Annotated in this window: 19 protein-coding genes; 6 read left to right on the top strand and 13 right to left on the bottom strand. The window is 47.6% G+C overall.

Annotation, left to right across the window (positions count from 1 at the left end):
* Position 1: 1 nt before the first annotated feature.
* On the top strand, positions 2-991 hold the full coding sequence (locus SMSP2_RS13605; protein ID WP_146684578.1) for an RluA family pseudouridine synthase: 990 nt from the start codon (positions 2-4) through the stop codon (positions 989-991).
* 706 nt (positions 992-1,697) lie between these two features.
* Positions 1,698-2,675: an IS30 family transposase gene (locus tag SMSP2_RS13600; RefSeq protein WP_146682659.1), complete on the top strand. Its 978-nt coding sequence runs from the start codon at positions 1,698-1,700 to the stop codon at positions 2,673-2,675.
* Positions 2,676-2,686: 11 nt separating this feature from the next.
* Here the strand turns inward: SMSP2_RS13600 and SMSP2_RS13595 are convergent, their stop codons facing one another.
* From SMSP2_RS13595 to SMSP2_RS13575, 5 genes are all read right to left on the bottom strand, one after another.
* Positions 2,687-3,391: a DUF3644 domain-containing protein gene (locus SMSP2_RS13595; RefSeq protein WP_146684577.1), complete on the bottom strand. Its 705-nt coding sequence runs from the start codon at positions 3,389-3,391 to the stop codon at positions 2,687-2,689.
* A 673-nt stretch (positions 3,392-4,064) separates the two neighbouring features.
* The gene (locus tag SMSP2_RS13590) at positions 4,065-5,432 is read right to left on the bottom strand and encodes an aspartate aminotransferase family protein (RefSeq protein WP_146684576.1); all 1,368 of its coding nucleotides are present in this window, start codon (positions 5,430-5,432) and stop codon (positions 4,065-4,067) included.
* 32 nt (positions 5,433-5,464) lie between these two features.
* Positions 5,465-6,703, bottom strand: coding sequence for a Gfo/Idh/MocA family protein (locus SMSP2_RS13585; RefSeq protein ID WP_146684575.1), 1,239 nt, complete (start codon positions 6,701-6,703; stop codon positions 5,465-5,467).
* A 16-nt stretch (positions 6,704-6,719) separates the two neighbouring features.
* Complete coding sequence (locus SMSP2_RS13580; protein WP_146684574.1) at positions 6,720-7,988, bottom strand: Glu/Leu/Phe/Val family dehydrogenase; 1,269 nt, start codon at positions 7,986-7,988, stop codon at positions 6,720-6,722.
* Positions 7,989-7,997: 9 nt separating this feature from the next.
* Positions 7,998-8,663, bottom strand: coding sequence for a FadR/GntR family transcriptional regulator (locus tag SMSP2_RS13575; protein ID WP_186804745.1), 666 nt, complete (start codon positions 8,661-8,663; stop codon positions 7,998-8,000).
* Positions 8,664-8,813: 150 nt separating this feature from the next.
* On the opposite strand from SMSP2_RS13575, the gene SMSP2_RS13570 reads away from it, so the two are divergent.
* From SMSP2_RS13570 to SMSP2_RS13560, 3 genes are all read left to right on the top strand, one after another.
* Positions 8,814-9,728, top strand: a complete 915-nt coding sequence (locus tag SMSP2_RS13570; RefSeq protein ID WP_146684572.1) for an N-acetylglucosamine-6-phosphate deacetylase — start codon at positions 8,814-8,816, stop codon at positions 9,726-9,728.
* Between the two features lie 99 nt (positions 9,729-9,827).
* Positions 9,828-11,387 (top strand): sialate O-acetylesterase, encoded by a 1,560-nt coding sequence (locus tag SMSP2_RS13565; RefSeq protein WP_146684571.1) that lies wholly within the window; start codon positions 9,828-9,830, stop codon positions 11,385-11,387.
* A gap of 92 nt (positions 11,388-11,479) precedes the next feature.
* Positions 11,480-13,486 (top strand): LamG-like jellyroll fold domain-containing protein, encoded by a 2,007-nt coding sequence (locus SMSP2_RS13560; RefSeq protein WP_146684570.1) that lies wholly within the window; start codon positions 11,480-11,482, stop codon positions 13,484-13,486.
* A 90-nt stretch (positions 13,487-13,576) separates the two neighbouring features.
* Here the strand turns inward: SMSP2_RS13560 and SMSP2_RS13555 are convergent, their stop codons facing one another.
* From SMSP2_RS13555 to SMSP2_RS13520, 8 genes are all read right to left on the bottom strand, one after another.
* On the bottom strand, positions 13,577-13,945 hold the full coding sequence (locus SMSP2_RS13555; RefSeq protein WP_222566364.1) for a translation initiation factor Sui1: 369 nt from the start codon (positions 13,943-13,945) through the stop codon (positions 13,577-13,579).
* A 21-nt stretch (positions 13,946-13,966) separates the two neighbouring features.
* Positions 13,967-15,076 (bottom strand): PIN/TRAM domain-containing protein, encoded by a 1,110-nt coding sequence (locus SMSP2_RS13550; RefSeq protein ID WP_146684569.1) that lies wholly within the window; start codon positions 15,074-15,076, stop codon positions 13,967-13,969.
* Positions 15,077-15,348: 272 nt separating this feature from the next.
* The gene (gene yacG / locus SMSP2_RS13545) at positions 15,349-15,537 is read right to left on the bottom strand and encodes a DNA gyrase inhibitor YacG (RefSeq protein WP_146684568.1); all 189 of its coding nucleotides are present in this window, start codon (positions 15,535-15,537) and stop codon (positions 15,349-15,351) included.
* A 51-nt stretch (positions 15,538-15,588) separates the two neighbouring features.
* On the bottom strand, positions 15,589-16,071 hold the full coding sequence (locus SMSP2_RS13540) for a TraR/DksA family transcriptional regulator (RefSeq protein WP_146684567.1): 483 nt from the start codon (positions 16,069-16,071) through the stop codon (positions 15,589-15,591).
* A 198-nt stretch (positions 16,072-16,269) separates the two neighbouring features.
* A complete protein-coding gene (gene rpsU, locus SMSP2_RS13535) occupies positions 16,270-16,440 on the bottom strand; it encodes a 30S ribosomal protein S21 (RefSeq protein WP_146684566.1) in 171 nt (56 codons plus the stop codon).
* Between the two features lie 319 nt (positions 16,441-16,759).
* Positions 16,760-17,743 (bottom strand): polyprenyl synthetase family protein, encoded by a 984-nt coding sequence (locus SMSP2_RS13530; protein ID WP_146684565.1) that lies wholly within the window; start codon positions 17,741-17,743, stop codon positions 16,760-16,762.
* Positions 17,740-17,997: a zinc-ribbon domain-containing protein gene (locus SMSP2_RS13525; protein ID WP_146684564.1), complete on the bottom strand. Its 258-nt coding sequence runs from the start codon at positions 17,995-17,997 to the stop codon at positions 17,740-17,742. Before SMSP2_RS13525 ends, SMSP2_RS13530 begins: the two co-directional genes overlap by 4 nt.
* Before the next feature lie 92 nt (positions 17,998-18,089).
* Positions 18,090-19,616 (bottom strand): sigma-54 interaction domain-containing protein, encoded by a 1,527-nt coding sequence (locus SMSP2_RS13520; RefSeq protein ID WP_186804744.1) that lies wholly within the window; start codon positions 19,614-19,616, stop codon positions 18,090-18,092.
* 567 nt (positions 19,617-20,183) lie between these two features.
* Here SMSP2_RS13520 and SMSP2_RS13515 point away from each other — a divergent pair.
* The gene (locus SMSP2_RS13515; RefSeq protein ID WP_146684563.1) at positions 20,184-22,292 is read left to right on the top strand and encodes a glutamine synthetase III family protein; all 2,109 of its coding nucleotides are present in this window, start codon (positions 20,184-20,186) and stop codon (positions 22,290-22,292) included.
* The last annotated feature ends 477 nt before the right edge of the window (positions 22,293-22,769 follow it).

Below are 22,769 nucleotides of genomic sequence, written 5' to 3'. Positions count from 1 at the left end.
TTTGAGCGTTTCAGCGGATAACAGCGGCAGCGATATGCGTTTTGGAGAGCACCTTGTAATAAAGGTAGGCCCGAAGTATTCCGATATCCGTCTGGACAAATACCTGGGCAAGCGTTTCGGCCAGCTAAGCCGTGCAAAGCTCCAGAGAATCATACGCAGCCAAAAGATCATCGTAAACGGCACGCGTGCCAAACCCTCACGAAAGGTCAACTGGCAGGACACCATCGAGCTCGACCTGCCCGACAGAGAGCTGCTCAGCGAAGAGATGCCGCTTAACATCATCTATGAAGACGAGGCGATCATCGTTATCAACAAGCAGCCGGGCAGGATAATCCACCCTGGCAGAGGCAACCCCTCGGGAACGATTCTAAACGGTCTTATCCACTATGCTAAATTTGAAGCCGGTGACGACGGCGAGCCGGCGTTTGAACCGGGAGTGATTCACCGCTTAGACAGGGAAACCAGCGGCACAATAATTTTCAGCAAAAACAGCAGGATAAACGACGCCGTCTCAGAGCAGTTCCGCCGCCGCACCGTTGGCAAAGAATATATAGCGCTCGTCCACGGAGAACCCTCGCCGCCGCAGGGGCTTATCGATAAACCCATCGGCCCCGACAGAAAATTCATAGAAAAATACGCCGTCACAGACACCGGCCGCTCCGCCCGCACACGCTACCGCCTCAGAGAGAGCTTTAAAACCCATTCACTGGTTGAGATACAGCTCGAGACCGGACGCACTCATCAGATACGTGTGCATTTGGCGGATATGGGACACCCCCTCGCGGCAGACGAAATGTACGGCGGAACACCCATCTACCGCGGCCGGTTCCAGCCGAGCCTTGAGCCTGACTACATCATCAACCGCGTTGCCCTGCATTCATGGCGGCTGGAAATCGACCACCCGCTCACCGGCAAACGGATACACTTTGAGAGCCCACTGCCCGCCGACATGCTCGAAGCGATACAATATTTGAAAAACCGGCAGTTGTAGCAAAGATACATGTCTCTCAAAGAGCAATTATTTCCGATTTAACCATGAAGGAATTGAAGTTTAAATCTCAAGACTCTCTTCATGTCCTTCATTTACTTCATGGTTATTTAAAAATCCTTATAATGAAGGGTTTACAGCAATGTAAAAGATATTTTTTGCTGGCAATACTTTTGAAAACGGGCAGACCTTCAAATGTAAAGTGCTTATAACGAGCATCTTACACGTCCGTCTGCTTAAAAAGAGACTTGAACCCTTTTTGTTCTCCTTTAATTCACATCCTTTTACTACTTTATTATCTTATAGTGAGTATCAAATTTTTTGATAATATTCGGATTATAATATCTTTTTGCCAATCCCTTGGGATTTCCAGGGTCTAGGTATCGTGTTCTACAAAGTTTTGGGTTTCCCTCAAGAGGCTTTCGAAGATTATGATATTTTTGATTAGCTTTAAAGTTTGAATACCTTTTCCTGAGCCTAGTAGTCAATATCGTATAATCCCAAGGATATTTTTCTCTAATATCTTCCTCAGTCAACTGTACTTTTAACGCATTTTTATCGTTTGTAACCTGAACTTCCGTTGCATCTATTGAAGCATTGACTTTACGAAAAGCGGATTCAACTCATAAGTGCAATTAAGTCGCCAAAATTGTGGTGAGCTGGTATACTCTCTCACTGAATTATGGTGACCTCAACGAAAGGAACACTTATGAGAGCGTACAAGCAGCTCACCGAAGACGATCGTATCGAAATATATGCCATGAAGCAAGCAGGAAATCAACAAAAACAAATAGCTGCGGCGTTGGGCGTTTCTCCCAGCACGATCAGCAGGGAACTGGCCCGCAATACAGGTCTGCGGGGCTATCGCCCTAAGCAGGCCCAGCAAAAGGCTTTATATCGACGGATGGCCGCCCGTAAAGCAGTCAAAATGAAGCCGGAGACGATAGAATACATTGAATCCCGCCTCCGGCAGCAACATTCGCCGGAGCAGATCGCAAAACGCATGAAAACCGATCCCCACTGGCAGGGGCCGGCCGTCAGTCATGAGCGGATTTACCAGCACATTTGGCAGGATAAAGCCCGGGGAGAAACCCTGTATACCCATCTGCGGATTGCCGGGACCAAACAAAGAAGAAAACGAAGAAACAGCCGGGACCGGCGTGGAACGATCAAAAACAGGGTTGGTATCGAAAAACGCCCACCGGTTGTAGAGAGAAAAAACCGCATCGGGGACTGGGAAGGCGACACCGTCGTGGGGAAAAACCATCAGGGAGCCCTGGTAACCCTGGTTGACCGCAAAAGCAAGCTGACGCTGATCGGTAAGGTAGATCGTTATACCGCCGAAGCGGTTGAACGGACCATTATCGCCCTGATCGGCACGCTGCCCCGACGAACCTATACACTGACAGTGGACAATGGCAAAGAATTTTCAAACCATGAATCTATTGCCCATAACCTTAAAATTAAGGTCTTCTTTGCCGATCCCTACAGTGCATGGCAGCGGGGCTTGAATGAGAATACCAATGGCTTGATCCGTCAGTATGTACCAAAAGGAAGTGACATCCGAATGCTGACCAATCAGAAGATTGAGCACATAATGAATCGACTGAATAATCGACCCAGAAAATCTCTTGGATTTTTAACCCCAAATGAAGTATTCTATAAGAGGAAAAAACTAACAGGATAACAAAACAGGATTTAACTTAATTGCACTTGGGAGTTGAATCCGCGAAATCTAATATCAATGTTAAGTGTAAAATTAAATTCATTAGTTTCATCATCATCATATTTTTTTTCTGATGAGTTAATATATTCAAGCATCTTTTCTTCTTCACCAGTAATTGTTATTGCTTTGGCAGATGAAAAATTTCTTACAAAACCAATCGGCATAAGAAATATGTCATACTGTGAAAAATCAATCCCGAACCATAAAAATACTAAACGAATATAATTTTTTATGGAAGCGGTACCTATTTCATGAATTTTTTTCGAAAGCGCAAAATCCTTATTAATGAAATGAACCGAATTGTCACGAATTTCTACAAGGGCTTCGAGATTTTCGCGAACAATCCCTTGTAAATTATCACCATATTCATTGATTATAATATCATAAGCCTTAAAAAGTCCTACGGTATTATAGTTTCCCGAGCGATTTTTAACGCGATATTCTTTTTTACTGATTTGCCCATCTTTATTCCTGTGTTTCTCGTAAGACAATATAGAGGTAATCTTATTATTGCTTAGTTGCAATATACGAGCTTTTAGAAGCAGTTCCCATGAGTTTGTTGCCAATACAGCAAATGTTTCCTCTCTATACTTAAAATCAGGTTTATTATATATCTCTATAGCTGAAAGCATCGAAGACATTGATTTTTCAGCCAGTGTTTTTGACCTTGATTTCATCTAACACAATCTCCAGCGTAACTGAAATAAGGATTTTACTTCCTGTTTCTGCTCCAACTGCTGTTCAATCTTTTCTATCTGAAACTGGGGACGGTGAAACTGTGGCCAATTAGCTATTAGATTTGCATTCTTGTTCATTATTTGCATCCTTGCCCTTTTTTTAAGTTTCTTTGGCCTGCCGGCTTTTCCATTTTACTGCTAAACGAATCTGGGAAAATCCTGCATTTGCGTAACAAACTCATGACTGCAATTTTAAAACTTTTATAAACCAATGCTTAGATTACCACGCCCGTTGGTATGTGTCAATAAAAAACGCGGGGAATTACTATCAAAACGGTACTGTGTCCCTTATCTCCGTCTGGAGCAAATTCGTGAATTTGCTCTACAATAATATCCCCCTGTAGAGAAAATTCACGAATTTTCTCAAAAACGAAAGATCAACTTCTTTAATTTATAAAATATTAATTAACAGATAGACACAAAACAAAGTGGCTTTTATTAACTATGGCAAATTCTGATATGACCGGCCCGGCATAAGATATCTCTGTTGAGCCGGATCGGCAGGTTTTGAGAGGCTGACCTTTTACAAGTGATTATAAAAACGCGGCGGGATTTGAGTCGCCCGCCGCGTTTGTAATTTTTAAGTCCTTATTTAGAAATCACGCAGCGCGTATCATGCGATGGATTCCTTCAACGCCTCGCGCAGTACAGAGCAGCCCTCTTTTACGGCTTCTTCGCTCATGCACAGCGGCGGGGCGATCTTTATACATCCGCCGCCGACGCCTACCGGAGCGAACATCAGCAGCCCTTTGCGGAAACACGCCAGGATTGTCCTCCAGGCCAGGTCATAATCGGGCTCTTTTGTGCCGGGTTTTATTGCCAGCAGGCCGCCGACCATTCCCTCGCACGGAGCAAACCCGATATGCTCGGAGAATTCCTGCTGCATGGCTTCAAGCTCACTTTTCAGGGTCTTGCCGACGCTAACGGCGTTCTCGATCAGGTTTTCTTCTTCGATTACCTGGATATTTGCCAGTGCCGCGGCGCAGCAAATCGGGTTGGCCGAGTGTGTGCTTGTCATCTCGTTCGGCCCGTACATGTCCATGACATCCGCCCTACCGATAACGCCGCTTATCGGCAGCGAGCTGCTGAAGCCCTTGCCCATACAGAACAGATCGGGCACGATATCATAGAGCTGGAAACCGAACCATGTGCCGCACCTGCCGAAACCGGCCTGGACTTCGTCGAAACATAGCAGTGCCTGGTTGTCATCACACCATTTGCGCAGCTTTTGGGCGTATTCTTTGGGCATGAAATTAGGGCCGACGCCCTGGTATGTCTCGCTGATAACACCGGCGACGTTTTTCGGCTCAACACCCAGCTCAGCAAGCGTCTTTTCAAACAGCTCAAAGCTGGTATCTTCGTTGCGGAAACCGTCAGGGAAGGGAACGTGTACAATCTCCGGATCATAGTTCTTTATCCATGCCTTGCCGCCGGCCATGCCGCCCATCTGCTGTGAGCCCATAGTCCTGCCGTGGAATGAATCGTAATAGGAAACGATAACACTCTTATCATCTCCGCCGATATTGCGTCCGCGGGTGCGCATCAGCTTAAGTGCGCATTCGGTGCTCTCGGCACCGGTGCTCAGGAGAAACACCTTGTCTAAACCCTCTGGAGAAATTTCTACGAGCTTTTGCACAAGGTCCATCCTTGGCTGATTCGGAAAGCAGTAGGAAGTCAGCAGCGACTTAGAAGCCTGCTTGACGATGGCATCAACTATTTTCGGATGGCTGTGCCCGGCATTGGTGATAAGAACGCCTGACGAGAAATCAAGCCACTTATTGCCGTAAGCGTCAAAGACGTTGATACCCTCTGCCCTGTCCCATACTATCGGCGGCTGGCCGCGCATGCTGCGGGCTTCGCTGTCTCTGAGAGCGGATATCTTCTGTATTGTTTCTTCGTTGGGTATCTGTCCTGAAAGTTTGCGGTATTTTGTTTCTACCGGCTCAACTTCAAAAACTTCTAGTGGAAATTCTTTAGCCATTATAAATCCTCGTTTAATTATATTTTTTGTTATTACTTCAATTTTACGCCGGCATTTTCGCCGTATTCAATTTCAACCTCTCTTCCGCCGTTTAGTATAGAGAGCCTGCCTGCCTCCATTACAAGCTCGTTGTAAGAGCTGTTTTTCGGAGTAGCCATAACGCCGTCATCGTCAAGCTCGTTTATTATCTGCTGCCGCCGGTCAAGGTCTTTGCCGATGCACCGGCAGGCGTTTTTGATAATCAGCTCGATTGAACGGTATCCGTAGCCAACGGGCACGAGACCCTTGCCGCCGAGGCTGACAAACTTGAAATAGTCCGGGCTCGGCTGAGAGTAGTACGTATCCCCCGGCTCGCAGCCTTTCTCAAGATAGCAATGCTCTATGCCGCGGAACTGGTCGTTATGCACAAGCATACCGCTCTTGCCTTCGCCGGCAAAGTACATCCTGATACCCTGGAAATTGCCGCCGGGCCCCTCGTCCGGATAGCCCATAATATCGGTTACATGCAGGCACGCCCCATTATCCCATAATACCCGGGCGTCCGTCCAGAGGTAGCCGTCGTTTCCGTTGGGATATTTATCCTTTATGCCGTACACCGAAACGGATTTGGGCATAAGTCCCGTGATGAAATGGAGCTGGTCAACATAGTGGCAGCCGACGTATGTGAACATGTCGGAGTTTTCACAGGTGCACCAGTTCTGGAAATTAGAATTACGGTAATAATACGGCTCGTTCATTTCGGCATGGCCGATCTTAAACTCCCCAAACATTCCGTCACGGTACTGCCGCCGTGCCAGCAGCGCCCTGTCATCGAGGCGTTTATGGTACTCAACGCCGATCACGAGGCCCTTTTCGTATGCAATTTTTTCTATCTCAATCGCCTGCTTATACTTTAGAACCAGCGGCTTGACGCACATTATGTGGTGGCCGCAGCTTATAGCCTCTTTTATAACAGGGTAATGGAGCTGATCCGGCATCGCCACCGCTACAATGCTCTGCTCGGGCATATCCGCGAGAATCTGCTTGTAAAGCTCGGGAAACTTTTCATTCGGTTCAGTATCCAGAGACGGGTTAGCCGCGAAAGTCTGCCCGGGGAACGCCTTTTTGAGTGTCTGGTCTTCGGCCAAAACTCGCAGCGGGCCGCTGTCAAGGGCGCAAACGCTGATATCGCCGATAATTCCCTGACGCTGGAGATGATACAGCGAGGGCAGTATCTGCACCTGCGTTATCATCCCGCCGCCGACTATACATACTTGTGGTTTGGTATTCATAAAATCTTCCTTGTCTTTACGGTAATGCGCCCATAGCTTTGGTTGCCTCGACAACCCGTTTTACCGCTATATCCATCGCGGCCTGGCGCATTGTTATTTTCTCTCTGTTTGAATATTCGTACACTTCTTTGAAACTTGATTCCATTCTCTTCTTGAGCCTGCGGCATACCATTTCTCCGGTCATCTGCTCACGCTGTGTCTCCTGTGTGTATTCAAGATAAGAGACAAAAACCCCGCCGGCGTTGCAGAGAATATCCGGTATAATAAATTTACCGCTGCCGCTCAGTACCTCATCCGCCTGCGGATCGGTCGGGGCGTTGGCTCCTTCGGCGATGATATCCGCCTTGACGGACTTGCAGTTAGACAGTGTTATCTGCGATTGTGTCGCCGCCGGTATGAGAATATCACAGTCAGTCTCAAGCAGTTCGCTGCCGCTGATATTTTCTGACCCGGGGAAATCAGTCACACCGCCGGTCTTCTTGCAGTATTCAATAAGAGACTTTATATCGAGCCCCTCTGCGTTGAACACTCCGCCGTTGATATCAGAGACGGCGATAACCTTCGCGCCGTATTCTGCGGCAATTATCTCTGCCGCGGCGCTGCCGACATTTCCAAACCCCTGAACGGCAACCCGCATCTGTGATATATCCCTGCCCAGCGCCTTGCACGCGGCGGCGGTTGAATACACAACGCCCCTGCCGGTTGCCTCGCGGCGTTTCTCGATACCGCCCAGGATTACCGGCTTGCCGGTCACAAAACAGCCGTCCGTTGTGGACTTGCCCCAGGAATACGCGATGCAGTCCTTTATATGCCCCATGTCAGTTTCGTTCGTTCCGATATCCGGCGCAGGAACATAGATTTCAGGGCCGATATGACGCATTGCCGCTCTGGTAAATGAGCGGATTATGGTTTCCTTGTCAACTTCCCCAAGACCTGTCTGGTCATATTTTATGCCCGATTTTCCGCCGCCGAACGGTACGCCGATCAGCGAAGTCTTCCAGGTCATCTCCATTGCAAGACCCTGCACATCTTCCATTGTAACATCGCCTGTAAACCTGATGCCGCCCTTACATGGGCCTAAAGCCGAATTATGCCTGACTATGAAAGACTTAAGATGGACAGTTTTGCCGTTTGAGAGGGCGGGATTGAGGCTTATCTCCAGTTTTTCCTTGGGATTTATAAGCCGCTGAACCATCGAATCTTCCAGCTTAAGCCTGCTCGCGGATTCGAGGAAATTCTGTTCGGCAATTCTGCAAATACCATAGACATTTACATTTTCTGACATGATAACTCCTTATATGACATTTTTCTCCCGCATCCCGGCGAGATGGTCCAAATGCGCAAGTATGGCCCGCTCACCGAGCTGGGGATTTTTCTTTTTCAAGGCATAGAGCATACGCTGATGATAATCGATGGCTACCTCTTCTTCGCCTTCGTGAAGGCTGGTAAAGATCTGTGAATACCTGTGATACTCAGATATTGACTTGTAAGCGATTATCAAGGCAGGGTTTCCGCAATTATTAACTACTGTTTCGTGAAAATCCATATCGTGTTTTATAAACTCGGGCAGATTGTCCATGTTCTCAACCATCGCGTCTATAATTTCTTCAAGCCGTTTTACAAGTTTCTCGTCGCAGCGTGAACAAGCCAGCTTGATACATGCCGATTCAATAACTTTTCTCGCTGATAAAATGTCATTTAGACTCACCGAATCAAATTCCGGCGGCATCACGTCCTCGGGAAGCTCTTTAATCGACTGATTGAGGACATAAACCCCGCTGCCGTGACGTATCTCAACAATCCCGAGGTTTTCCAGATCCGCCAGAGCCTGCCGCACCGTTCCCCGGCTTACGCCGTACATCTGGCAGAGCTTGCGCTCGGACGGCAGACGCGTCCCCAGCTCATAAGAGCCTGAAAGCACGAGAGAAAGTATTTCACGTACCAGCTTTGTATTTAACAATTCACGTTCCATAACACTGTAATTGGTACCACACTTGTACCATTTGTCAACTTAATTTGTCCAAATTTTCATTTTTTCTCAAATTTTATTTTGACTTGCGACTAATATTGGTACAATTAAAGAACCTTTAATGTTTAAAAAGGACAATACATGCACACAAAAATAAAATATTGCGACCTCCAGGTTAACGGCAGCGTCGGTGTGGATTTTTCTTCACCGGATTTAACCGATGCCTCGTTTATAAAGGCTGTTGATCATCTGACGAAATCCGGGACAGATTGTTTTCTGCCCACTCTGATCACCAGTCCCCTGGAAATATACGAAAAAAACCTGAAAATCATAGCAAACGCGGTGGCGTCCTCCATCGGTAAACACATCCCCGGCGTACATATCGAGGGACCGTTTATATCCGATAAACCCGGCTCCGTCGGCGCGCATAACCCGCAATGGGTGCAAAAGCCGGATATCAGGCTGCTTGAAAAGCTGATGGAATTTTCAGACGGGAAGGTCAAGCTGATAACCATCGCGGCGGAAGCACCCGGAGCGGAGAATTTCTGCAAGGAAGCCGTTAAAATGGGCATTACCGTTTCTCTGGGACATCAGGCGGCTAGCTCTGAGCAGCTCAAGCGAATGGCGCAGGCCGGCGCGACACTGCTGACACACCTGGGCAACGGTACGCCAAACGTTGCCGGCAGACACGACAACCCGATACTCAAAGCGCTGGCGGTAAAGGAACTGGCGGCTATGATAATAACTGACGGTTTCCACCTGCCCCCCCACGTAATAGAGGCAATCATAAACGCTAAAGGCGTTGACAAAGTGATAGTTACAAGCGATGCCTCGCCCATAGCCGGACTTGCTCCGGGCAGATACGACTGCCTTGGCAACGACGCGGTTCTTGAGCCCTCGGGCCTGCTTCACAATCCGGAAAAAGAATGTCTTGTCGGCTCATCTTTCAACATAGCCCAGTGCGCTGACTATCTGCGTAAGCTCAAGATACTTAGCGAAGAAGAAATCGTTAAGGTTACATCAGAAAATCCCAGAAAATTTATATCGCTAAGTTGACCTGAGCTGATATAATCTTCAGCATAAGACTGCAAAAATCATAATAACCGTTAAGAGCTGCCGCCGAGCGCGGAGGCAACAGAAAAAAAGGATTGCATTATGAAAATCAGTAAAATGTTGCTGTTATTGGGAGTTTTTCAGCTTACCGCTTTTACCTCGCTGAAACTGCCGGGGATATATACAGATAACATGGTCATCCAGCAGAATTCCAGTGCCCTTTTCCGCGGCTGGGCAGACCCGGGCGAAATTATTCATATAAACTCTGAACCCGCCGGCTTAAAAGGAATTGCCGTCGCTGACACAGACGGCAGATGGGAAACGAAGATTGAAACACCTGCCGCGGATAACATGCCGATGCAGATAACTATAAGCAGCCGGAATGACAGGACGGTACTGCACAACGTTCTGCTCGGCGAAGTCTGGCTGGCATCGGGTCAGTCGAATATGAATTTCCCCCTTTTCGGTGTTCATAACGCAGACGCTGAAGTCAAAGCGGCGAACTTTTCTAATATCAGGCTCTTCGCTGTGCCGCGAAGGACAACTGATATCCCCCAAAAGGACATTCACGGCGCTGAATGGATGGTATGCAACCCCAAAAACGCATCAGGCTTTTCGGCGGTTGGATATTATTTCGCGGCAAATATTCACCGCGAGCTCGGCGTGCCGGTAGGCATTATCAAGTCCGCTGTCGGCGGAACACCGATAGAAGCGTGGATGGACAGGCCGACACTGGAGATGCAGCTGCCTCAAATGGCAGAGCATTACGATACATTCTCTCAAAAGTGGCACAACGGCGGTAAAGAAATCTACGACGAAAAATTGCATTCATACGAAGAAGAGCTCAAAGCCGCCGACGGGCAGGAAAAGGATAAACCCGCCCAGCCGAGGCCGCCCATGGGCCCCGAGCACATTCAGCACCCTTGCGGCCTTTACAACGGCATGATTGAACCGGTTGCCGGCTATACGCTAAGGGGATTTATATGGTATCAGGGTGAAGGTAACTCATGGCGGGCAAAGGGTTACATTGATCTCTCCAGGGCGATGGTTCAGCTTTGGCGTCAGAAATGGAACGCCCGGCTGCCGTTCTATTTTGTTCAGATAGCTCCGTGCAGCTACTATGACCAGAATTCCCAGGGAATGGAAAACATCTGTTCCGAACTGCGGGAAGCTCAGCGGCTTTCGCTCGAGGCTATACCCGATAGCGGCATGGCTGTATCGCTCGACACTGTGGACGACATCGATGATATCCACCCCAGAAATAAAAAGGTAATAGGCAAACGGCTGGCACTGATTGCGCTGAATAAAACCTACGGCCAGGACGTGATTTATTCCGGGCCGGTGCTGAGAAAAACTGTTTGTCAGGGCAGCACTTTGAGACTGACCTTTGACCATGCCCACGGCGGCTTAGTGGTAAAAGACACGGAACAAAACTGGTTCGAAATCGCCGGAAGCGACGGAAAATACTATCCTGCCGATGTGAAAATTGACGGCGATTCGCTTCTTCTCAGCAGTGGCAAAGTACAAAACCCCGCTACCGCTCGCTACGCATGGAGCAACACCGCCGGCGCAAGCCTGTTCAACGGTGAAGGCCTGCCGGCATCTTCATTCAGAACAGACAACAGCAGCTGGCAAACCGAGGATAAGTGGTCTTATTTTTAGAATCTTACCCGAGGCAGAAAAAGGGGTAGAAAATATGGCACGAAACAGACTGCCTTGAGAATTATATTGATAAAGCAGAACAGGTATCCAAAATGAAACGCAAACCGAAAAGATTTTTTATATTATTATTTGTTTTTCTTCTTTCAGCTTCCGCTCTTTTGGCAGATTATGCCGCGATTGTGGAATCAGATGGGCCCGTTGCGTGGTGGCGGTTTAATGATTACAGATACAAGGACGGTTTTCCCGCACATGAGAGTACGGGCAACATCAAGAACTCAACATTCCAGAATGACGTAATGACAGCGGAAGCAGGCGTAGGCGGCAAGTGCGGCTGGTTTAACGGCAATCTCGCCGGTGTTGACCTGGCCAATGAGCTGGGCCCGCTCATAGACTCCAGCTCCTGCGTAACATTTGAGGCGTGGCTTCGCTGCGCTGTCCTGCCGGATTCCAACCTTATCCAGCGTATTTTTGCCACAAGAATAGATGGCGGCAAAGCTGGAATCGATGTCGGCTTGTATTCATACAGTGATTCTCAAAGCCAGCTCAGAGTCGCCGCGAGAAGCTCTGCCGCTGATTCTTATACGTATGCTTCCGCCGCGTTTACGACACCCGAAAAATGGGTGCATTTAGTCTGTGTTATCGATTATCCCTCCGATATGGTACGTATCTATCTTGACGGCAGTTTAGCCTCAGAGACGGCATTGCAGTTTTCCAGCGATGTTTATGATTACGGCACGCCCACGCAAACCGGTCAGATCGGCCGTGCGCCGGATTTTGATGTCCCGTACCGCGGCTATCTCGACGAGGTCGCAGTTTACGACAAGGCACTGAGCCCTGAGAGGATACAGGCTCATTTCAATGCAGGAAACCCGCAGGAACCTGGTGACTTGTGGGCCGGCCAGATTGCTTACTGCGATCCGGCTACAAACAGAATGATCGGTTCGCCTTCCATGCTGCTCTACGATAATGGGGCTATGCTGGCCTCATATGACCACGCCGGCAATACGATATTCAAAATATCTTACGACAACGGTAAAAGCTGGTTTTTCAGAAGCCAGATCGATGATTTCAGAATGGCAACACTTTTTGAACATAATGGCCAGACATACACATTCGGTATTTCAACCAACCCGGGCCATATATGTATCAGCAAATCCACGAACTACGGCGGAAGCTGGACTCCCAGAAAGATTTTATTTGAGGCCCAGCAGGAAGGCAAATTCGGCTATCATACCGGACCTGTGCCGGTTATACATTCCAACGGAAAAATCTATCGTGTTTTTGAAGAGAGGGTTACCGACGAACGATGGCCCATAGCTTACGCGGCTGTAGTGGTCTGGAGCGAAGCCGGCAGCGATCTGCTCGAGCCGGCAAGCTGGACAATGACAAACGCAGTTGAATTTGATCCCTCATGGGCTGATCCCTCATGGAATTGCACAAGTCCCGGCTGGCTCGAGGGCAATGTGGTAGAAGCTCCCGATGGCGATGTAATCGTACTTATGAGGTTTCACAGCAATCCGGTTGTTGACAAGGCTGCCATATTAACGCTAAGCGCAGATGATACGGTTCTAAGTTTTGACCCGGAGACGGGATTTATCGATATGCCCGGAGGGATGCACAAGTTTGACATTCACCGCGACCCTGTTACCGGATTGTATCTCACACTGAACAATAACAATACCGACCCTTTGAGGCCGGCACAGCGGAATAATCTATCACTTATCGGCTCGGAAGATCTGCGGAACTGGTATCATATCAGAACTGTCCTCCAGGATAATTCGGGCTACAGCTGGCGGGATTCTATGCTGAATGTCGGGTTTCAGTACGTCGTGTGGGAGGCCGATGGTGATGACATTATATATACAAGCCGGACATCTTATGATGGAGCCAGAGACTACCATGATTCAAACAGAATAACATTTCACCGTCTTGAGAACTACCTCGATTTTGTCGCCCCGTGCGGCATGATGGGGTATTCTCAAATGGATTTTAATAAAGACTGCTTTGTTGATATATTGGACTTTTCCTGCGTAGCCGGTGAGTGGCTCATGTGTACACACCCTTATCAAGCCGGTTGTGTAAACAAAAACATCGATTAAACCGTCTGGCAGCGAGAAATACCGCAATCAGTCTGATTTACAGGCCGGCTCGGCCTAAGCCTGAAAACAGTTTTGAGGAAACTGGGCTTATCAGCCGCCGGAAAGTTTTGGTTTGTACCCGAGCTTTGTCAATTCAGCCATAATCCTGTCCCTCTGGTCACCCTGAATTTCTATGTCAGCATCTTTTACTGTTCCGCCGCAGCCGCATTTGCTTTTGAGCTTTTTGGCGAGCTCTTTCAAATCCTCTTCGCTCAGGGGTAAACCGGTTATAACAGTTACGCCCTTTCCCTTGCGGCCCTTTGTCTGGCGGGAGATACGTACCCTTCCGTCACCGAGGATTTTCTGTTTTTTCTCTCGGCGGCATCTACATTCACCAACCGGCCTTCCGCAATCAGGGCACATCCTGCCGCTGTCTGTGGAGTAAACCAGCCCGGGGTTTATGTTAAGACCGTCATTCAAGATAGAAACTCTTATTAAAATTTATCGCCGCTGTCTGCTCTCCGGGCGTCTGCCGCCCTGGCGGCCGCGGTTATCGTCCTGATTATTTCCGCTGCCTTGACCGAATTTTGCGAATATCATCTTACCCGCGGAGGTCTGAAGAGAGCTGGTTACCGTAGCACTTACCGTCTTGCCTATGACCCTGTTGCCGCCGTCAACGACAACCATAGTACCGTCTTCAAGATAGGCTATACCCTGGTTGTCTTCTTCGCCGGCCTTAAGCACAGTTACTACAAGCTCTTCGCCGGGCAGAACCACCGGCCTAAGTGCGCGGGCAATGTCATTGATATTGACGATATCCAGTTCCCGAAGCTGAGCGACTTTGGCGAGGTTAAAATCTGTTGTAACCAGCCTGCCGTCAACGGTTTTGGTGAACGCCACGAGCTTGTGGTCAACAGGTGATTTATGATCAACGCCGGGCGGCGGTGTATCGTCCATCGTAACCTCAACGTTGGGGTTTGCCTGCAACTTCGCCAGCAGGTCGAGGCCTCTGCGGCCGCGGGCACGCTTTAGCTTGTCGGCGGAGTCGCTGAGCAGCTGAAGCTCATTTAGTATAAAACGCGGCACAATAAAGGGCGCGTCAAAAACCTTTGTATCTACAAGCTCGGAGATCCTGCCGTCTATTATCACAGAAGAATCCAGCACAAGCGGCCTGATACCCTTGCTTTGACGTGCAAATTCTACATAGGGGATTATAAAACGCACATCATCCTTTGTCCGGATAACGATACTGACGGTAAGATAACAGATACATATCGAAACAAGCCACTGACTCATGCTTATCTGCTCTTCCTCGAGCCCGATGTTGTAGAGCAGGTTAATTGCCTCAATAAACGGGCTTGCAACAAGGCTTGAAAAAAGGATACCAACCAGCAGGCCGAAAAAGACTCCCGCCAGAGATGAGACTACTTTTTTTGGAGTAAGCCAGTCAATCACCAGAACCACTATCGCCAAGATGACTGCCGCGAGTATTCCGATAAATAGATTTGTGTCGTAGATTACCGCCTGTGATTCAACGACGTTATTCAGCGACAGGAACAAAACCGTGCAGAAGATAATTATAAAAAGCCCGCGAACAATGTATAGCAGCATAGCAACCTCACTTTAATAATATTTTTTTACAGCCCGCAGGCTGCCTGTATAATAATTTACCCCTGGATAAAAATCCTGCGTTCAGTTCAAGTGAACACGAAATATAAATGTTGCATTATTCACAGGGGGCTCGACCCTCTGTTAAGTGGATTATATACTACAAGGCGGGATTTGCAAGCATTAGAACCGGATTAACTGTAAAAACATCTGGCCTGCTCAAACATCTGCCGCAAAAGCAATTACCTGACCCCGGCGCGGGAGAGCAAGACAGCTCAATCTTCAAGCTCATAATCCCGCTCTTTAACGGGAATGTTGTAATCGGTTTCAAGCCATGAATTGAGGTCAGAAAACCGGCAGCGGTCAGAACAGAATGGGTATGAAGGGTTTAGGACACCCTCAACGCGGACTTGAAAATCTCTGCCGCAGGCGCGGCATTTTTGTATATTTGAATCCTTCTTCATCAAAAGACTCAATGATAGGTGTTTAATGTCTCAGACAGAACAGCAGCAAAGCTACAGCATGGCTACAAGCTCATCGTAGTCGATGGTGTCGCCTTCTTCGATCTTGCCTTTTTCTACCATGCGGGCGTATTCAATGCAGTATTTAGCCCAGGGCATTGCCTCGAGACGAGGTTTGCCGATCATGGTAGATGTACCAAGACATATACCGTACTTGTTTTCCGCCATCCTTGCCAGAGCTTCATAAATCAATTTGAGGATTTTACGCTCAGAATCAACGAGGTTAAGGGAAAACTCCTGTTCAAAGTTATCTGTGCCGATGTCTGCCATGTGCATGGGCATCGAGGAGAGGTCACCGGACGATTCGCCCCGAGTCATTCGGAGCACATCCTCTTCTATATGGTGAACATCACCGATGATTTCTTTGAGTTTATCAAGCAAAAGCTGCTGAAAATGATTAAGTTCTTCTTGGCTCAGCAGTGTTTCATCACACTTTACAGCTGTTCCAGAAGCACGTTTGTCGGCCTTCTTTATCATTTTTTCTCTCTTGTTCAAAGAACAGGGTTATTTTTTACTGTCTCAAACGAGGCATCTCTACGAAACCTTTTAGGATGGTTTTCGATCACAACTGCCGTAACCGGCAAAAAACATAACTGGGAAGACAAACAAAGCTGGTGAATTGATGTAAGATACCGATCCCTTACAAAGGGATCAGCAGAATTTCTGCTGGTAAAATCAGCGGGGTCCGCCACCGCGTTTGCGACGACGACGATTTTTCTCAGAGGGCTTCTCGTAATAGCTGTTACGCTTCATATCACGAATGAGACCTTCTTTTTCACACATTTTTTTGAATCTTTTTACCATCTGCTGAACAGATTCACCAACTCTCGATCGTACTTTAATCATGCTTTTTTATGACCTTTCAATTATTTTAATTTATGTTATATCTACAATTAGATAGGGGAATATACCTTCTTTTTGATTCATTGCAACATTTTTTCAGTAAAAACTGCAATAAATACCGCCTGCCGCAAGTGCATCCAGGCATACAAAAAGTCTTATACTCTTTAACAACAAAGACTTAACTGCAAAACCCTATTGATCCGCCAAAATCAGAACAATAAAACATCTAAAAATAAAAAATTCACAAAAAGCTCTCCTCCGGCACTGCAAAAAATTATAAGTAACTACTAAAGAAGAACATATAATTCACAGAACCTGCCGGCTATAAATATGTAAATTCTCCAAAACAGCTTTGAGAAAGAGATTTGAGCAGAATAAAGGCAGGATCAGATTCTTCGAGCCATAAACGGGAAAAACTTTCGCCGCAACTGTCTTTTATCAGCCTTGAAGCGTAATAATCAACTCTATGCTCCCGCAGCAGTTCAGCCGCGGCATCAGCCTGTGAATCTGATATAAGTTCGAGCAGACGTGAAAATTCATTCGGCGGCATAACTTCTTTGGCAACTATCAGGGGCAATGTCGCTATGCCGGTTTTAATGTCCTGAAACCGCGGTTTGCCGGTGCGTTCAGATGCGGCAAACATATCGCAGTAATCGTCCGCCATCTGGTAGGCAATGCCGAAAGCTCTTCCAAACTCTGCCGCTGATGCCGACTCAGAGGCGGAACAGCCCCCCGCCAAAGCGCCCAGCCTGGCTCCGAGCGAAAACAGAGACGCAGTTTTACCCCCTATTATCTCCAGATATTTATCCATGCCGCTCATCGGGTCAGAATTTATCTGCGACAGTTCCGCTCTGCACATATTGGCGGTGGTTCTTACGAAAAGCCCCACAGTTTTACTTATGAAACCATCAGGTATCGCCGAAAACGCCTCTGTTATCAAAAGATCGCCCAGCAAGACCGCTTTTTTATTCCCGTCAGCAGAGCTTACAGAAGGTTTGTGCCGGCGGATTTGAGCAGAATCTATTACATCATCATGAAGCAGAGACGCCTCATGCAGCAGCTCAACTGCCGCGGCAAGCGAACAGGTATCCGGCTCTGCATCAAGGCTTAAACCGCCGGAAAGAGCAAATATAACAAAGAGCCGGCTGCGAAGTCTTTTGCCGGAGAACAATTCCGGAGTAAGCGAACCATCTCCAAGCCCACAAAAGAGATTCTCCAGGCGGGAATTGAATTCCACCTCAACAGCGTTGAGCATGTTGTCCGCCGCGGATTCGTATTGCTTAACAGTCTGGTCTATCGTCTTCATCTTTTCCTGAGCTCATTAATTTTAAACGCACCTACCATAAACCCAAGCGCCGAGACAACCACTATGTGTATTTGCTTAATATAAATACCTATAATAATCCCTGCAAGAGAGGCTAATGTGCCGTAGTAGATCAGCTTCTTTTGTGCCTGCACTGAATCAGGCTCGCTGGGCTGGTGGCCGTATTGCGACTCGCCGCACTCAGGGCAGAATTTTGAACCGTCCTCGATCTGTTTTCCGCAATTTTTACAAAACATAATTCTAATTGAGGCTGCACTCAAAAGACAGACATTTCCAGGCCGGCTGAAGGCCGGGACGGCACCTGCTTTTATTTTAGCCTCAAGTCCCTTTATACTAACTGTTTAGGATATATACCGTATTTTTTTACCTTGTATCCGAGCATTCTCTCTGTCAGGCCAAGCTCCGCGGCGGCTTTTCGCTGATGACCGCCGGTTTTCTTGAGCGAATCCACTATCAGTTCACGCTCGAGATTCTCAACCATCTCCGGCAGTGTCCGGCCGGGCGCGGATCTTCGCCGAACCATCTGCAGTGACGGCGGCAGGTGCTCGCTTCGGATTACATCTTCGTTGCACATCAATACCGCCCGCTCGATGCAGTTTTCCAGCTCGCGTATATTACCGGGCCAGTGATAGCTTGTCAGCATCTCAATAGCCGGCGTGGAAAGGCGTGTTATCCGCTTTCGATTTTCCTTGCTGAATTTCTCGAGGAAGTAATCTGCCAGCAGCATTATATCATCTTTTCTCTCCCGAAGCGGCGGCAGGAATATCGGGAATACATTTATTCTGTAATACAAATCTTCTCTGAACTCGCCGGTCTCTATGAGTTTTTCAAGATGTTTGTGCGTTGCAACTACAATCCGGACATTGGCCTCTATGGTTTCCGAGCCGCCGACGCGTTCAAACTCTCTGAACTGAATTACCCTGAGCAGCTTAACCTGGAGACCGGGGGTGAAATCGCCGATTTCGTCCAGAAATATTGTTCCGCCCTTTGCCATTTCGAACCGGCCCTTTTTACGCTCAATCGCGCCGGTAAAGGCGCCTTTTTCGTGTCCAAAGAGCTCGCTCTCAAGCAGAGACTCCGGAAGCGCAGTACAGTTAATCTTGACAAAGGGCTTTTCCGCACGCAGGCTTTTATAATGTATCGCATGGGCTACCAGGTCCTTGCCCGTGCCGCTCTCGCCGCGTATCATGACTGTTGCGTTGCTTTCCGCAACCTGTTCTATAAGCTGATAAACCCCCTGCATGGCGTTGGATGAGCCGACCATGTTATGAACATCAAATCTGTTTCTGAGCTGCTCTCTAAGTTTGCGGTTTTCCTCCTGCCAGCCGGTGCGTTCTTTCTCGAGTTTCTGAGCGAGCTTAACCGCCTGGCCGACCATGGTGGCAATGACATTGAGAAGGCTGGCGTTTGTCAGAAACGTACTGTCAGATTTTGACTCGCGGCTGACACTTATTGTGCCTATGGTTTTACCCTCGAGCTTTATCGGCAGACAGAAAAAAGCTATCATTTTGCCTTTGCCGGCAACCGGAGTTCCCGCCTTACCGAGAAAACGGGGGTCTTTGGTAACATCCGGCACGATAATAGACTCTCCAGACTTGAAAACCGTACCGGTGAGCCCTTCACCTATCTGATATACCGCGTTTTTTTTGCTCTCCTCGGCAACACCGTGGGCAACCATGAGCTCAAGCTGCTCGGTCTCTTTGTTGAGAAGATACACCGAACCCCTCTGAAGGCCCAGATGGGTATCAAGCAGGCATAGAATTCTTTCTAATGTCTGGTTAAGCTCCTGGGTAGAAGCCAAAGCACTGGCTATGTCGCTGAGAAGTTTGACTTCTTTTGGTAATGCGGCCGGCATTTTGCCCTCAATATTACTACAATTTGACCAATAAAAAACATAAACTAAGACAAATAAGTTTACATTTTTGTAAACGTGACTGAAGTATATACAATTTTGTTGACGTTTCAACAAAAAAGAAATATTATTGACTTCGATTTCGGGCAGTGTCAAAGGTGTTTGCCGCGGCTTGCAAACAGCCGCAAACTGATAAGACACTGCATAAACGGCTGAAAACAGAAAACTTCTTTAAATTTAGTTCTCTCAAACGATTCGCAACGCACGGGATCGCAGAGTACGGCATATTTTTACTACAATTTTGTATTCCACCAAGCCAGGGCTACAATTTTGTATTTAAATTCAAGAGAAATAACCTGTTAATTATAAAAAAAAGTTTTTTTTAAACTCATATTATAAAATGATTTAGGTTTATAAAAACAAATAAAACGATTTCCAGGCACAAGTATTGCTGATATAAAAAACAGTTTATGCAGCAGCCAATTGAGGGCTGTGTAGTATTATTGATTACTTAGCGGACGTAAACTCTGCAATGGTTTACTATAGAGTCAAAACAGAAAGGAATTATAAATGTCCCAGACCAAAGTTTCGGTGAACGAGCTTTTCGGCATCAACGTCTTTAACGATGAGGCAATGCAGGAAAGACTGCCCAAAAACATCTATAAGTCTTTCAAGAAGACAGTAAAAGAATGCGAACCGCTTGATCCCGCGCTGGCAGACGTAATTGCCAACGCAATGAAGGATTGGGCTATCGAGAAGGGTGCGACCCATTACTGCCACTGGTTCCAGCCCATGACGGGCTTCACGGCCGAGAAACACGACTCCTTCATAGCTCCTACAAACGAGGGAACAGTGATTATGGAGTTCAGCGGCAAAGAACTGACACAGGGCGAGCCGGATGCATCTTCATTTCCTTCGGGCGGTTTGAGAGCTACTTTTGAGGCTCGCGGCTATACCGCCTGGGACTGCACTTCACCTGTCTTTATAAAAGAAGACGGCGAAAACACGACCCTGTATATCCCCTGTGCGTTCTGTTCTTATACAGGCGAAGCGCTCGATAAAAAAACGCCGCTTCTGCGTTCGATGGAGGCTCTTAACAAGCACGCAATGAGAGTTCTGAGGGCACTGGGAAACACTACTTCAAAACGCGTCGGGGCCACCCTGGGCAGCGAACAGGAATACTTCCTGATTGACAGGAAATTCGTTGAAAAACGTATTGACCTTGTCATGGCCGGCAGAACATTGTTTGGAAGCCCCTCTCCCAAGGGCCAGGAAATGGACGACCACTACTTCGGCTCACTCGACGAGAGAGTCGCCACGTATATGAACAGGCTCAATATAGAGCTCTGGAAGCTCGGCGTCTCCGCAAAGACACAGCACAACGAAGTCTCGCCGGCCCAGTACGAAATGGCCCCCGTTTTCTCGTCTATAAATCTAAGCTCCGACCAGAATCAGCTTACGATGGAAGCGATGAAGAAGGTCGCCAAACGCTGCGGGTTTGAATGTCTGCTTCACGAAAAACCCTTTGCCGGCGTAAACGGCTCGGGAAAACATAACAACTGGAGTTTATGCACAGACGACGGCATCAACCTGCTTGATCCCGGTTCTACCCCGCATGAAAACATGGTGTTCCTTATCTTTTTATGCTCGGTAGTCAGAGCTGTTGACAAATACGCTAAACTGCTCAGGGCCTCAGTTGCCAGCGCCGGCAACGACCACCGCCTCGGAGCAAACGAAGCCCCTCCGGCTATCGTATCGGTGTTCCTCGGTGACCAGCTCAATGAGATATTTACCACACTTGCAAAAGGCCCGGCTACATCATGCAAAGAAGGCGGAAAAATAAAACTCGGAGTTACAACGCTGCCAGAGCTGCCAAAAGACACTACTGACAGAAACAGAACTTCACCGTTTGCCTTTACCGGCAACAAATTCGAGTTCAGAATGGTCGGCTCAAGCCAGTCCGTATCAGGCCCGAATTTTGTCCTTAATACCATTGTGGCTGAGGTGCTCAGCGAAATAGCTGACAAACTCGAAAGCTCCGATGACAAGATTAAGGCCGCGGGAGAGTTTCTACAGAAAATTTCCAAAGAAAACGGAAAAATCGTTTTTAACGGCGATAACTACTCGCAGGACTGGGTGACAGAGGCAGAAAAAAGAACCCTGCCAAACATGAGAAAATCTGTTGAAGCTCTCAATACAATTACAGAACCAGCGTTTGTAGATGTTTTCGAAAAGCACGGCGTTCTCTCAAAGGGTGAGTTGAAAGCCCGCCAGGAGATAATGCTTGAAAATTACGCCACTACCATTGCGATAGAGGCAAAGGCGACAATAAACATTGCCAAGAGGCAGATACTGCCCGCCGTTGTCAAGTACAGCCTCAATCTTGCCCAGACGGTTAACGGTGTTACCTCCAGCGGTTCGGATGCGTCTGTTTACAAGGAAATGCTCGATGAGATAAGCTCTGAAACAAAGAAACTCAAATCGGCCATCACAGCCCTGGAAAAATCGTTGACGGCCGCAGAAGAAAAAGAATGCACCGCTGAATCAGCTGAATGTTTCTGCAACGGTGTCATTCCTTCTATGGATAAGGTCAGAATGTCTGCGGACAAACTTGAGACCCTGGTTGATGCTGCCCAGTGGCCGCTGCCGACTTACGCGGAAATGCTCTTCCTTAAGTAATAGAGCCTCGGGCGGATGCCGTTTCTTACAGGCGGTGTTCGCCCACTCTCCTGAACACATAACTACAATATTCTTTTTTACCGACAAGCAGGTTTCGCAGGAAGCCTGCTTTTTTGTTTTCATGCCGCGGACTCGGAGTGTGTGATATTTTAATTGAACTATTAGGGATATTTGATGATGTGTTTCAATCTATATTTACCCAAAATGCGACTGTAGAGCAAATTCACGAATTTGCTCCTGCATGAACATTTGCAAACCATGCAGAAATTGAACCTAAGTTACTGTTTTTATATAAATCTGCTCCATATTGACGTTTTTGAGAGAATTCGTGAATTCTCTCTACAATAACTACCTTACAACACATCGCCGCCACAAAAAAATGTCACACACCTGTTAAGCGGCGCTGAAAACAGGTCAGTAATGAGCGGGTCAAAATAGGTCATTTTGAAAGGAAGTTTTTGCCTTAGAGTCGTTATA

Origin of the sequence: Limihaloglobus sulfuriphilus (assembly GCF_001999965.1) — a bacterium.
GTDB classification, from domain to species: domain Bacteria; phylum Planctomycetota; class Phycisphaerae; order Sedimentisphaerales; family Sedimentisphaeraceae; genus Limihaloglobus; species Limihaloglobus sulfuriphilus.
The sequence above is the reverse complement of the archived record's forward strand: the minus strand, read 5'-3'. Positions and strand labels throughout refer to the sequence as shown.